Raw genomic sequence first — 13,939 nt, 5'->3', positions numbered from 1 at the left:
GCGTTGTCAGGTGAAGGAGGCGGGGCGCGGCTCAGTGCCGGGTTCTCCGTAGAGCCTTTACGCCTCACGAGAGACGTTTTGCAAAGGGAATGCCAGGTTTGAAAAGTACAGTGTTATCAGTGTGTTAAATAAAAGTTGATGGAATGGAGGTGAAAAAAGTGGACTAAATGGTCAAATTCGGTGCACAAAAAACAGGCATCTCTGCGCTATCGCTGTGCAGAGGTCGAGTCGGTAACCGGCATTTGTTATGCTGAGCGCAAATCAGAAAGGAGAAAGAACATGGCGCAGGATACGGCGAAAAAAACCGGCAAACGCACGCGGGCAGTCAATGAAAAACGCGGGCTTATTCTCGCCGCGGCGCGAGAGACGTTCTCTCTGTACGGCATTCACGGTACGCGGGTGGAACAAGTGGCCGAACGGGCCGGGGTGTCAAAAACCAATTTGCTCTATTACTTTGCGTCGAAAGAAGCCCTGTACCTTGCCGTGTTGCAGGAGATCCTCGACGTCTGGTTGGCTCCGCTTAAAGCCTTTCGCGAAGATCTCGCCCCGCTGGTGGCGATTCGTGAGTACATCCGCTCGAAGCTTGAAGTGTCACGGGATAATCCTCAGGCATCCCGGCTCTTTTGTCTGGAGATGTTGCAGGGCGCGCCGGTGCTCAATGCCGAACTGAGCGGTGCACTGAAAGCGCTGGTAGAAGAAAAGTCGGCGATCATAGCCGGGTGGGTGGCCAGCGGTAAACTGGCCCCGGTTGACCCACACCATCTGATTTTTATGATTTGGGCCTCGACGCAGCATTACGCCGATTTCGCCTCACAGGTGGAGGCGGTGACCGGCAAAACGCTGCAGGATGAGGCCTTTTTCAATAGCACGGTGGAGAACGTGCAGCGGATGATCATTGAGGGCATTCGCCCGCGTTAACTGGCTGGCGGTAACGGGCAGCTCAAATCGCCCTCTTCACACTGCAACAGTGAGGAGAGCCAGGCTTCGCGTTCAATGGTTTTGTCGGCGAGACACTGGTTATGGATCATTGGCTGAACGCTGCCGCCTTCAGTGCCGGAGGCGACAAACGCACAATCGGCGTCGCGCAGTTTAATCCAGCTCTGCTGGGCCTTTTTCATTAACTCACGCTGCTCAGGTGCGGCCCGTTTCAGCGCAACCTGCCAGGTCTGATTAAGTTTTTTATCAGCGGCGTCAAACTGTTGCGCCGTACACATATTCAGCGCCAGCTGGGTATCGGCATTGTCACATTCATCTGCCAGCGCACCGGCACTGGCCAGCAAGGTGACGGCAGCCATCAGGATACGTTTCATCTTCTCTCCCTGTTCTCGGTTCATACGTTACCCCGGCAACGCTGTGCTACCGGGGAATCCGCCTAAGTTTATCCGATGGTCATTAAACTGGCATTACCGCCCGCCGCTGCGGTGTTCACGCTCAACGAGCGTTCAATCCACAAACGTTCCAGCAGAATATTGCGCTCACCGCGGGCGAAGCCCTGTACCGACACGATCGCCCCTTCGCGGGCAGCCACTTTGGTACAGAGTTCACGCAGTTGATCGGAATCCCCATGGTAGATAACAGCATCAAAGGCTTCGGCCATCAGATCGTCCGGGCGCGCCATCGCAATATGGGACGCCAGTTCGTCCGGGAGCTGTTTGAGCAGGTCGCGATGAATACCGTCTTCCGGCCACAGCACTTTGCAGCCGGACGCCAGCGCGGCAGCCAGTTGCACCAGGGTATCTTCGGCGTTATCTGCCACGCACAGTACCCGCTCGCGAGGCAGCAGCGTCAGGGTATTACGTTCACCCGTCGGCCCCGTCAGCACCCGCTGCGTGCCGGCCTGCGCCAGTTCAGCGAATGTCCGGCACGCAGCCTGCAGGTCAGGTTTATCGCCGGCCCACTGGGTGAGAATATCCAGCGGCTTAAGCAGGGCGGTTTTAATTTGCGAATCCGCTGGCGTGAGGCCGTCGTGGCGGGTGAGGGTGCGCAGCACGGCATCTTCCGGGCGGCTGGCTAACAGGCGGTAAAGATAGAGCGGCCCCCCGGCTTTTGGCCCGGTGCCAGATAACCCTTCACCACCAAACGGCTGAACGCCAACCACGGCACCGACCATATTCCGGTTCACATACAGATTACCCACGCGGGCGCTACCGGTCACCTGGCCAATGGTTTCATCGATACGGGTATGCACACCCAGCGTCAGCCCGTAGCCAGAGGCATTGATCTGATTAACCAGCGCAGACAGATTATTGCGGCTATAGCGCACCACGTGCAGGACCGGCCCGAAGACCTCTTTTTGCAGTTCGTCAATGCTGTCCAGTTCAATCAGGGTCGGTGGCACGAAGGTGCCGGTGCGCCATTCACGCGCATCCACGCCATTTTCCTGTACCGCCTGGTATACGGTGCGGCCTTTGGCGCGCAGGGCGGCAATGTGTTTCTCGATATTCTCTTTGGCTTCGACATCAATAACCGGGCCGATATCGGTGGTCAGGCGCCCCGGATTGCCCATCCGGCATTCCGCCATCGCGCCGCGCAGCATTTTCAGCGTGTGGTCAGCCACCTCTTCCTGCAAACAGAGTATGCGTAGCGCTGAGCAGCGCTGCCCGGCACTGTCAAATGCAGAGGCCAGCACATCAATCACCACCTGCTCAGTGAGCGCGGAGGAGTCGACTATCATGGCGTTCATGCCGCCGGTTTCCGCAATCAGTGGCGTCGGACGCCCCTGGGCATCAAGGCGGGTTGCCACGGTGCGTTGCAACAGACTGGCGACCTCGGTTGAGCCAGTGAACATGACGCCGCGCACGCGTTCGTCAGCGGTTAACTGCGCGCCGACGGTTTCGCCACGCCCTGGCAGCAACTGCAACACGCCTGCCGGTACGCCCGCTTCCAGCAAAATGGCGATGCCCTGGGCGGCAATCAGTGGGGTCTGCTCTGCCGGTTTGGCCAGCACCGTGTTGCCCGCTGCCAGCGCTGCGGCTATTTGCCCGGTAAAAATGGCCAGCGGGAAGTTCCATGGACTGATGCAGACCACCGGACCCAGCGGACGGTGGGTAATATTATCGAAATCATGGCGTACCTGACCGGCGTAATAGCGCAGGAAGTCCACCGCCTCACGCACTTCGGCAATGGCGTTGCTGAAGGTTTTACCGGCTTCGCGTACCAGCAGGCCGATGAGCTGCTGCATCTGATCTTCCATCAGCACAGCCGCACGTTCGAGAATGGCGGCGCGCTCCTGTGGCGGAGTCGCAAACCAGATAGGCGCCTGATTCAGCGCATTATCCAGCGCCAGCGCCACCTCTTCTTGTGTGGCTTCCCGGACATAACCGACGATATCCTTCGGTTCTGCCGGGTTAACCACCGGTATCATCTCGCCGTCGGCAACAGGGGCTTCAAGCAGGGGTTTAGCCTGCCATTTTTGCAGTGCGCTGTTGAGCAAGGACGAGGAGAGCGAAGCCAGGCGGTGTTCGTTTGCCAGGTCCAGACCCGCTGCATTTAACCGACCCTGACCGTAAAGTTCACGCGGCAGCGCAATTTTGGGGTGCGGTAAACCGATGCTGCCTTCCTGGTGCGCCATTTTTTCTACCGCACTCACCGGATCGGCGACCAGTTCGTCAATCGGCAGGGTGGCATCGGCAATACGGTTCACAAACGAGGTGTTGGCGCCGTTTTCCAACAGACGACGTACCAGATAGGCCAGTAAGGTTTCGTGGGTACCCACCGGGGCATAAATGCGGCACGGACGGTTAAGTTTGCCGTCGGTCACTTTCCCCACCACCTGTTCGTACAGCGGTTCTCCCATGCCGTGCAGGCACTGGAACTCATACTGGCCCGGGTAGTAGTTCTGGCCCGCCAGATGATAAATCGCCGCCAGAGTGTGGGCATTATGGGTGGCAAACTGCGGATAGATAAGATTCGGCACCGCCAGCAATTTTTTGGCGCAGGCGATATACGACACGTCGGTATACACCTTGCGGGTATAGACCGGATAACCTTCCAGACCTTCCATCTGGGCGCGCTTGATTTCGCTGTCCCAGTAAGCGCCTTTCACCAGACGAATCATCAGGCGACGACGGCTGCGGCTGGCGAGATCGATCAGGTCATCAATCACGAACGGGCAGCGTTTCTGGTAAGCCTGAATGACAAAGCCAATCCCGTTCCAGCCCGCCAGTTCCGGCTCGAAACAGAGTTTTTCCAGCAGGTCGAGAGAGATCTCCAGGCGGTCAGCCTCTTCGGCATCGATATTAATACCGATGTCATATTGACGGGCCAGTAAAGTCAGGGATTTCAGGCGAGGGTAGAGCTCCTCCATCACGCGGTCATACTGCGCGCGGCTGTAGCGTGGATGCAGCGCCGACAGCTTGATGGAAATGCCGGGTCCTTCGTAAATACCGCGTCCGTTAGAGGCTTTACCAATCGCGTGAATGGCCTGCTGATACGAGAGCAAATAGGCATGGGCATCTGCGGCGGTCAGCGCTGCTTCACCCAGCATATCGTAAGAATAACGGAAGCCAGTCTCTTCAAGTTTGCGTGCATTGGCCAGCGCTTCGGCAATGGTCTCGCCGGTTACGAACTGCTCGCCCATCAGGCGCATCGCCATGTCGACGCCTTTGCGGATCAGCGGCTCGCCGCTTTTACCGATGATGCGGTTGAGCGAGCGGGAGAGGCTGGTTTCGTTGTGGGTCGACACCAGTTTACCGGTAAACAGCAGGCCCCAGGTGGCGGCATTCACAAACAAAGACGCACTGCGACCAATGTGTGACTGCCAGTTACCGTTACTGATCTTGTCGCGGATCAAGGCGTCGCGGGTGGCTTTATCCGGGATGCGCAGCAGGGCTTCAGCGAGACACATCAGTGCCACACCCTCTTGTGATGAGAGGGAAAACTCCTGTAACAAGCTTTGCACCATGCCTGCACGACCCGAGGCGGTTTTCTGATTACGCAATTTTTCCGCTAACTGATACGCCAGCTGTTGTGACTTTTGTGCGATGGGCTCGGGCAGGCGCGCCTGTTCAAGCAGCATGGGCACCGCGTCGGTTTCTGGTCGACGCCAGGCGGCGGTAATAGCGGCACGGGTGACGGACTGCGGCAGAATATTTTCTGCAAAATCGAGGAAAGGCTGCGCCGTTTCCTCCACGGGTGTTTCAGTGTCGTCAAAATCGCTCGCGCCATTAATATGCGTGGCGGGCAGCTCCGGGATCATCTCATTGTTTTCCAGCTTTTCCAGGTAACTGAAGATGGCCTGCTTAATCAGCCAGTGCGGCGTGCGATCAATTTGTGCTGCTGCGGCTTTCAGGCGTTCACGCGTTGCGTCATCAAGCTTAACCCCCATGGTCGTGGTGCCCATGCCTTTCTCCTTTGAATTCGTGGTGAGCAGACTATCTATCATGTTGCAACTTTGTGCAACCTTGTTAAATGTGACCTTTATGAGAAGGTCAAATCGAATAATAAGTTAATTGTATGTTACTTAATTTCAGCAAGGTTCTAACGTTAATAGCGCCCGATATTTGCGGTGCTTAACACTTTTATAAGGTGCAACCTTGAAAAGTGTGATTAAGTGCAACCTCTTAAAATTACCCGGTCGTTGCGGGATGAAATTGATGTAAATGCAGTGTTAAATCAATTGTGAATAAGCGAGGCTTCCGGCAGGATACGGGCGCCTTATACAACACACATATCCTCACCGCGTTCCGGTGGTGGAATAAAAGCAGCAAAGACGGCGTTTGCTGACGAATAATCCTGGAGAACTTTTGATGGCAATTAGCACACCGCTGCTGGTGACATTTATTATTTATATCTTTGGCATGATCCTCATCGGATTCTTTGCATGGCGTTCGACGAAAAACTTCGACGATTATATTTTAGGGGGGCGTAGCCTGGGGCCATTGGTCACTGCGCTTTCTGCCGGTGCATCCGATATGAGCGGCTGGCTGCTGATGGGGCTGCCGGGTGCCATTTTTCTTTCCGGGATTTCTGAAAGCTGGATTGCTATTGGTCTGACGCTGGGGGCATGGGTGAACTGGAAGCTGGTGGCAGGGCGTCTGCGTGTTCACACCGAGCACAACAATAATGCGCTGACGTTGCCTGACTACTTCACCGGACGCTTTGAGGACAAGAGCCGTCTTCTGCGCATCATCTCGGCGGTGGTGATTCTGCTGTTCTTCACTATTTATTGTGCGTCGGGCATTGTGGCAGGGGCACGCCTGTTTGAAAGCACCTTTGGCATGACCTACGAACACTCATTGTGGGCCGGTGCTGCTGCGACCATCATCTACACCTTTATCGGCGGGTTCCTCGCAGTAAGCTGGACTGACACGGTGCAGGCCAGCCTGATGATCTTTGCTCTCATCCTGACGCCGGTCATTGTGATCATGTCCGTGGGTGGCTTTGCCGACTCAATGGAAGTGATCAAGCAAAAAAGCATCGAAAACGTCGATATGCTTAAGGGGCTGAACTTCGTGGCCATCATTTCGCTGATGGGTTGGGGGCTGGGTTACTTTGGCCAGCCGCACATTCTGGCGCGTTTTATGGCGGCAGATTCCCACCACAGCATCGTGCATGCGCGTCGTATCAGTATGACCTGGATGATTCTGTGCCTGGCCGGCGCGGTAGCGGTTGGCTTCTTCGGTATTGCCTACTTCAACAACCATCCTGACCAGGCCGGCGCGGTTAACCAGAACGCCGAGCGCGTGTTTATCGAACTGGCGCAGATCCTCTTTAACCCATGGATTGCCGGGATCCTGCTGTCTGCCATTCTGGCGGCGGTGATGTCTACCCTGAGTTGCCAGCTGCTGGTGTGTTCCAGTGCGTTGACCGAAGATTTCTACAAAGCGTTCTTCCGTAAAAATGCCGGTCAGACTGAGCTGGTATGGGTCGGGCGTGTGATGGTGCTGCTGGTGGCACTGGTTTCTATTGCGCTGGCGGCGAACCCGGAGAACCGTGTTCTGGGTCTGGTCAGCTACGCCTGGGCGGGCTTTGGCGCCGCCTTTGGCCCGGTGGTCCTGTTCTCCGTCATGTGGTCGAGAATGACCCGTAACGGCGCCCTGGCCGGGATGGTGATTGGTGCGGTAACGGTTATCGTCTGGAAGCAGTTCGGTTGGCTGGGACTGTACGAAATCATTCCGGGCTTCGTTTTCGCCAGCATTGGGATCGTGGTGTTTAGTCTGTTGGGTAAAGCGCCGTCCGCCGCGATGGAAAAACGCTTTGCTGAGGCGGATGCGCACTATCATTCTGCGCCGCCGAGCCGTGTAGCCGCTAAATAAGTGTCGTTATCCTTTCCCTCCTCTTAGGGGAGGGAAGCCGTTTTTCCCTTGAAAATTCAGCGCCATTACGCTTTTATCAGCGTTCTAATAATAATCTGGATAAATTCATGAAGATAAAAACAGGGCTCACTGCACTGGTACTCGCGGCAGCACTGACGGGCTGCGTCGCACCGGCACACAAGACCACGGCTATGGAGCAAACCTGTAAAGCCGTAAACCAAATGCAGCAGACAACACTCTATTTCGGCTTAAATCGCCCGGCAGGCAAAGAGATAACCGCTGCTGAATGGCAGCAGTTTGTGGATGGTGACGTCACCCCGCGTTTTCGCGATGGTTTAACGGTATTTGATGCGCGTGGGCAATGGCTGGGAAATGACGGCAAGGTGGCGCGTGAGGCGAGCAAAGCGCTGATGCTGATCCACGCCAAAGACGCGACCAGTGAAACTAACATTGAAGCACTGCGCAACCTTTACAAAACCCGTTTTGCCCAGGAATCGGTGATGCGCGTTGACCAGCCGGTCTGCGTCCAGTTCTGACAGAAACACGGCGGGTGTTAAGCCCGCCGTAAATCTTAAAGCACTACGCCTGCAAAGGCGGCAGAGAGCAGGCTCACCAGCGTCGCGCCGTAGACCAGACGCAGGCCGAAGCGAGAAACCACATTCCCTTGCTGCTCGTTCAATCCCTTAATGGCACCCGCTACAATGCCGATAGAGGCAAAGTTAGCAAACGAGACCAGGAATACTGACAGAATCCCCAGCCCGCGTGGTGTCATTCCGGCGGCAATTTTTTGCAATTCAATCATCGCCACAAATTCGTTGGCCACCAGTTTGGTCGCCATAATACTGCCGGCGTTTAAGGCGTCACTAAGGGGAATGCCAATAAGCCAGGCCAGCGGATAGAAGACATAACCTAAAATTTGCTGGAAACTGATGCCAAACAGCGAAGAGAAGAGGGCGTTCACGGCGCTGATAAGTGCAATAAAGCCAATCAGCATCGCCAGAATAATCATTGCCACTTTGAAGCCTGCCAGAATGTATTCTCCCAGCATCTCAAAGAAACTTTGTGACTCGTGCAGTTTCTCTAGTTTGACCTCTGCTTCGGCATCCGCCTGCGTGGGGTTAATGACGGTTAAAATAATAAACGTACTGAACATATTCAGCACCAGCGCGGCAACCACATATTTTGCATCCAGCATGGTCATATACGCGCCCACAATGGAGAGCGATACCGTCGACATCGCGGTGGCGGCCATGGTGAACAGGCGGCGGGAGGAGAGATCGCCCAGGATGCCTTTGTAAGCAATGAAGTTTTCCGACTGGCCGAGAATCAACGAACTGACGGCATTAAAGGATTCAAGCTTGCCCATGCCATTGAGTTTTGATAGCAAGGTACCGATCACTCGGATGAATACGGGCAGAATGCGCCAGTGCTGCAAAATGCCGATTAGCGCAGAAATAAAGATAATCGGGCAGAGTACACCGAGGAAAATAAAGGCCAGCCCTTTTTCACCCATTCCACCAAACACGAAGTTGGTGCCTTCGGCTGCATATTTCAGCAGAACTTCAAAGAAGCCGGAGACATATTTAATTAGCGTCAGACCGCTCTCTGCATGCAGGAAGAACCAGGCGAGTGCCAGTTCAATGACCACCAGTTGCAAAATGAAGCGCAGACGAAGCGTGCGACGGTCGAAACTCACCAGCCAGGCCAGCACAAGAATCACCACCAGTGCCAACAAGAAATGTAAAAAGTTAATCATATCGAGGATATTTGCAGGTAAATGGGCGCTTATTTAGCCATACCGCGCAAGTTCAGTAAACAGAAAGTTAAAGTTTTGTAAGCAAAAATAATTCCATATATCAATCACTTCTGCATAAGGCTGCGGGCAGGGATGATTAGCCTGCGAGGCATTTACATCCAGTTATCATTCTCATGATATTTTGCTTGAGTTTCCGCGTTGCGTAATGATAATCACTATCAAAGAAGTTTACTTTTCTTTTCAGTTATTGACCTTATATGACGCAGGGGCGTTCTCATGTTTGTGCCATTTCTCATTATGTTACGTGAAGGCCTCGAAGCGGCGCTGATCGTCAGCCTGATTGCCAGTTATTTGAAGCGTACCCAGCGTGGTCGCTGGATAGGCGTGATGTGGATTGGTGTATTCCTCGCCGCGGCCCTCTGCCTGGCGCTGGGCATTTTCATTAACGAAACCACCGGAGAATTCCCGCAAAAAGAGCAGGAACTGTTTGAGGGCATTGTTGCCGCGATTGCGGTGGTGGTTCTCACCTGGATGGTGTTCTGGATGCGCAAAGTGTCGCGCAATGTGAAAGTGCAACTGGAACAGGCGGTTGACAGCGCACTGGCACGCAGCAACAACCATGGTTGGGCGCTTATTATGATGGTCTTCTTTGCCGTTGCGCGCGAAGGGCTGGAATCGGTGTTCTTCCTGCTGGCGGCTTTTCAGCAGGATGTGGGCATCTGGCCACCGATTGGCGCCATGCTGGGGCTGGCGACCGCCGTGGTGTTGGGCTTCCTGCTTTACTGGGGCGGGATACGGCTGAATCTGGGGACTTTCTTTAAATGGACCAGCCTGTTCATTTTGCTGGTGGCGGCAGGCCTGGCCGCAGGGGCGATTCGTGCCTTTCATGAAGCAGGGCTGTGGAACCACTTCCAGGATGTTGCCTTCGATCTCAGCAACGTGCTGACCACACACTCCTTAACGGGCACGTTACTGGAAGGCATTTTTGGTTATCAGGAAGCGCCAAGCGTCAGCGAAGTGTTCGTCTGGTTCATTTACCTGATTCCGGCGCTGGTGCTGTTTGCATTGCCACCGCGTGGCGGCGTGCAGCCGTCCAGCGCGTCGCGCTAAATATTCTGTCCGGGCTTATTGTAGTTACAACATACATATTTAAGGGAAGGGTCATGGCAATTCATTTTCGTCGTAGTGCAATACAGGTTGGTGTCGCAGCGTTGATCGCCTGCGCGTGGGGTGCCGAGGCAGCCGACATTCCTCAGGTAAAAGTGACCGTCACGGACAAAGCGTGCGAGCCAATGAACCTGACGGTCAATGCGGGTAAAACGCAATTCCTGATCCTTAACCACAGCCAGAAAGCACTGGAGTGGGAGATCCTGAAAGGGGTGATGGTCGTGGAAGAGCGTGAAAATATCGCACCGGGCTTTAGCCAGAAACTGACGGCCAACTTACAGCCGGGCGACTATGAGATGACCTGTGGCCTGCTGACTAACCCGAAAGGTAAGCTGACAGTGAAAGGGGCGGCCACCGCCGATGCCGCGAAAAGCGAAGCCCTGCTGAGCCTCGGTGGCGCCATCACCGAATACAAAGCCTATGTCACTGCTGAAACCGCTGCGCTGGTTACCGGCACCAAAGCCTTTACCGACGCGGTGAAAGCGGGCGACATTGCTAAAGCCAAATCGTTGTACGCCTCTACGCGCCAACACTACGAGCGAATTGAACCGATTGCAGAGTTGTTCTCCGATCTGGATGGCAGCATTGATGCCCGTGAAGATGATTACGAGCAGAAAGCGGCCGATCCGAAATTCACGGGTTTCCATCGCCTGGAGAAAGCATTGTTTGGCGACAACTCGGTAAAAGGCATGGACACCTATGCTGATCAGCTTTACACCGATGTGCAGGACCTGCAAAAACGCATCAGCGAACTGGCGTTCCCACCGTCAAAAGTGGTGGGCGGGGCGGCTGGCCTGATCGAAGAAGTTGCTGCCACTAAAATCAGTGGGGAAGAAGATCGCTACAGCCACACTGACCTGTGGGACTTCCAGGCTAACGTTGACGGCGCACAAAAAATCGTCGATCTCCTGCGTCCGCAGTTGCAGAAAAATAACGCTGAACTTTTGGCTAAAGTCGACGCTAACTTCAATAAAGTCGACACTATTCTGGCGAAATACCGCACTAAAGACGGTTTTGAGACTTACGATAAGCTGACCGATGCAGATCGTAACGCGCTCAAAGGGCCTGTCACCGCACTGGCGGAAGATCTGGCGCAACTGCGTGGTGTGCTGGGTCTGGATTAAGCATCATGATTGATAAAAAAGAAAATGACGTCGTCACTGAGCCTTCACGACGCCGTTTGTTAAAAAGTATGGGCGCGCTGGGAGGCGCGCTTGCTCTTGCCGGAGGATGCCCGGTGGCCCATGCGGCCAAACCGCAAAGCGCGCCTGGTACGCTTTCTCCTGATGCGCGTATGGAGAAACAGCCCTTTTACGGTGCGCATCAGGCGGGGATTTTGACACCTCAGCAGGCATCAATGATGCTGGTGGCGTTTGATGTCCTGGCGGCAGACAAATCCGATCTGGAACGTCTGTTTCGCCTGTTAACGCAGCGTATTGCGTTTCTGACCACAGGCGGCCCGGCACCGGATACGCCTAACCCGCGTTTACCGCCGATGGATTCCGGTATTCTTGGCCCCTTTATTGCGCCAGATAACCTGACCATTACCGTTTCACTAGGGGCATCGCTGTTTGATGAGCGCTTTGGTCTGGCGGCACAGAAGCCTAAAAAGCTGCAAAAAATGGTGCGATTCCCGAACGACTCTCTGGATGCTGCGCTTTGCCATGGCGATCTGCTGTTGCAGATATGTGCGAACACGCAGGATACGGTGATCCATGCCCTGCGCGATCTTATTAAACATACGCCGGATCTACTCAGCGTACGCTGGAAGCGAGAAGGGTTTATCTCCGACCATGCAGCACGCAGTAAGGGCAAGGAGACGCCTGTCAATTTACTCGGCTTTAAAGATGGCACGGCGAACCCGGACAGCAGTAACACAACATTAATGGATAACGTGGTGTGGGTAACGCCGGAGCAGGGGGAACCCGGCTGGGCCGCAGGCGGCAGCTATCAGGCGGTGCGTATCATCCAGTTTCACGTCGAATTTTGGGATCGCACCCCTTTGAAAGAGCAGCAGACCATCTTTGGTCGCGACAAGCACTCCGGCGCGCCGCTGGGTGGCAAGAACGAGCACGATGTGCCCGATTACGCCAACGACCCCGACGGTGATGTGATTGCCCTCGACAGCCATATTCGTCTGGCCAATCCGCGTACCGCAGAAACCGAATCCAGCCTGATGATGCGCCGGGGCTACAGCTATTCCCTTGGGGTGACCAATGCGGGTCAACTCGATATGGGGCTGCTGTTTGTCTGCTATCAGCATGACCTGGAAAAGGGTTTTCTCACCGTTCAGCAGCGTTTAAATGGTGAAGCGCTGGAGGAATATATCAAGCCGATAGGTGGCGGTTATTTCTTTGTGCTGCCAGGCGTGAAGGACAGTAGCCAGTACATCGGACAAGCATTACTCGACGCCTGAAACTCATCCTGCCCACTCCCGGGCAGGATAATCTCTTATCTGTTGCATCTGTTCACACTTTTTCTGCCATCCAACCATCAAATTTTCGTATGAGAAAGTATCTGTTATCTTTCTGTAATATTTCTGATAGACACTCTTCAGCATAGCGATAACGTTAAAGAACGTTATGTTTAAGTAAAAATAATGTTGCATTTTTGATGCCTTCTGATGTACTTAAACGAGAGCGGTAGTTCCCGGCAGTCAGTGAAAGCTTTCACTATGGAGATCGCGAATGGTCAGGTCCTACAGTGGACATAAAGACAAAAATTCTCGCAAGACCCAGCTCGGGGAAGCAAACTCCGGCAGCGACCTTCTCGCCCCAAATTTTCCTTCAACTGATACACCTCCTCTTTCCACCGACATGGCAGACGACGATGGCTGTCGTGCTGCTATGTTGATTTCAAAAGCAAGCCAAGGCTTAAAAGGAAGCCAACCCTCAGACGTTCGTGCGCATAATCGCGTCAGTACCGACGCGTGTGATGTAAACCAACAACTCAAGGTGCTATCCATGGGAAGACAAAAAGCAGTGATCAAAGTTCGTCGTGAAGCGAAACGTGTGCTGAGACGGGATTCACGTAGCCATAAACAGCGTGAAGAAGAATCGATCACCTCGCTTGTGCAGATGAGTGGCGTAGAAGCAATTGGCATGGCGCGGGACTGCCGTGATAACTCCCCAATTGCTGCGCGGAACGAGGCTCAGGCGCACTACCTGAATGCTATTGAGACGAAGCAATTGATATTCGCAACCGGTGAGGCAGGTTGCGGTAAAACATGGATCAGCGCAGCGAAAGCGGCGGAAGCCCTGATTCATAAGGATGTGGACAGGATTATTGTGACCCGACCGGTCCTGCAGGCCGACGAAGACCTCGGCTTCTTACCCGGTGATATTTCGGAGAAGTTCGCGCCTTATTTCCGACCCGTTTACGACATTCTCGTTAAACGTTTGGGCGCGTCCTTTATGCAATACTGCCTGCGACCAGAGATCGGTAAGGTAGAAATCGCGCCGTTCGCCTATATGCGCGGACGTACCTTTGAAAATGCGGTTGTCATTCTTGACGAGGCTCAGAATGTGACTGCTGCGCAAATGAAGATGTTTTTAACGCGCCTCGGGGAGAACGTGACGGTCATCGTTAACGGTGACATTACCCAGTGCGACTTGCCCGCCAGCGTAAAATCTGGCTTGAGCGATGCGCTGGCACGTTTTGAGGAAGATGAGATGGTTGGGGTGGTCCGTTTCACAAAAGACGACTGCGTCCGTTCCGCCCTCTGCCAGAGAACGCTTAAAGCGTACGATTAACCTGTTTG

General features: G+C 54.4%; 10 protein-coding genes. 7 read left to right on the top strand and 3 right to left on the bottom strand.

From position 1 onward, the window contains the following. The first annotated feature begins 279 nt into the window (after positions 1–279). Positions 280–918, top strand: a complete 639-nt coding sequence (gene rutR, locus ACUY4Q_RS15225; protein WP_458043575.1) for an HTH-type transcriptional regulator RutR — start codon at positions 280–282, stop codon at positions 916–918. Here rutR and ACUY4Q_RS15220 read toward each other — a convergent pair. Continuing rightward, entirely contained in the window at positions 915–1,310 is a 396-nt protein-coding gene (locus ACUY4Q_RS15220) for a lysozyme inhibitor LprI family protein (RefSeq protein ID WP_458043574.1), read from the bottom strand. The genes rutR and ACUY4Q_RS15220 overlap by 4 nt on opposite strands. A 68-nt stretch (positions 1,311–1,378) precedes the next feature. After that, entirely contained in the window at positions 1,379–5,341 is a 3,963-nt protein-coding gene (gene putA / locus ACUY4Q_RS15215; RefSeq protein ID WP_458043573.1) for a trifunctional transcriptional regulator/proline dehydrogenase/L-glutamate gamma-semialdehyde dehydrogenase, read from the bottom strand. Between the two features lie 406 nt (positions 5,342–5,747). Here putA and putP point away from each other — a divergent pair, with 406 nt between their 5' ends. Both putP and ACUY4Q_RS15205 read left to right on the top strand, forming a co-directional pair. Then, entirely contained in the window at positions 5,748–7,256 is a 1,509-nt protein-coding gene (putP, locus tag ACUY4Q_RS15210) for a sodium/proline symporter PutP (RefSeq protein WP_458043572.1), read from the top strand. Positions 7,257–7,363: 107 nt separating this feature from the next. Beyond that, positions 7,364–7,792 carry a DUF3574 domain-containing protein gene (locus tag ACUY4Q_RS15205; protein ID WP_458043571.1) on the top strand — a complete coding sequence of 143 codons (429 nt, stop codon included), beginning with the start codon at positions 7,364–7,366 and terminating at the stop codon, positions 7,790–7,792. 35 nt (positions 7,793–7,827) lie between these two features. Here ACUY4Q_RS15205 and ACUY4Q_RS15200 read toward each other — a convergent pair whose 3' ends face one another. Further along, a complete protein-coding gene (locus ACUY4Q_RS15200) occupies positions 7,828–9,012 on the bottom strand; it encodes a NupC/NupG family nucleoside CNT transporter (RefSeq protein WP_458043570.1) in 1,185 nt (394 codons plus the stop codon). A gap of 276 nt (positions 9,013–9,288) precedes the next feature. Between ACUY4Q_RS15200 and efeU the strand changes: the two genes are divergently transcribed. The 4 genes from efeU to phoH all read left to right on the top strand — a co-directional run bounded on the left by efeU (position 9,289) and on the right by phoH (position 13,931). Beyond that, positions 9,289–10,122 carry an iron uptake transporter permease EfeU gene (efeU, locus tag ACUY4Q_RS15195; RefSeq protein ID WP_458043569.1) on the top strand — a complete coding sequence of 278 codons (834 nt, stop codon included), beginning with the start codon at positions 9,289–9,291 and terminating at the stop codon, positions 10,120–10,122. Between the two features lie 53 nt (positions 10,123–10,175). After that, positions 10,176–11,303 (top strand): iron uptake system protein EfeO, encoded by a 1,128-nt coding sequence (gene efeO, locus ACUY4Q_RS15190; protein ID WP_458043568.1) that lies wholly within the window; start codon positions 10,176–10,178, stop codon positions 11,301–11,303. 5 nt (positions 11,304–11,308) lie between these two features. Continuing rightward, a complete protein-coding gene (gene efeB / locus ACUY4Q_RS15185) occupies positions 11,309–12,595 on the top strand; it encodes an iron uptake transporter deferrochelatase/peroxidase subunit (protein WP_458043567.1) in 1,287 nt (428 codons plus the stop codon). Between the two features lie 547 nt (positions 12,596–13,142). Next, positions 13,143–13,931 (top strand): phosphate starvation-inducible protein PhoH, encoded by a 789-nt coding sequence (gene phoH / locus ACUY4Q_RS15180; RefSeq protein ID WP_458047358.1) that lies wholly within the window; start codon positions 13,143–13,145, stop codon positions 13,929–13,931. Positions 13,932–13,939 lie beyond the last annotated feature (8 nt).

The organism is Phytobacter cepae (assembly GCF_054165735.1).
This window is presented reverse-complemented; position numbering and strand designations above follow the sequence as displayed.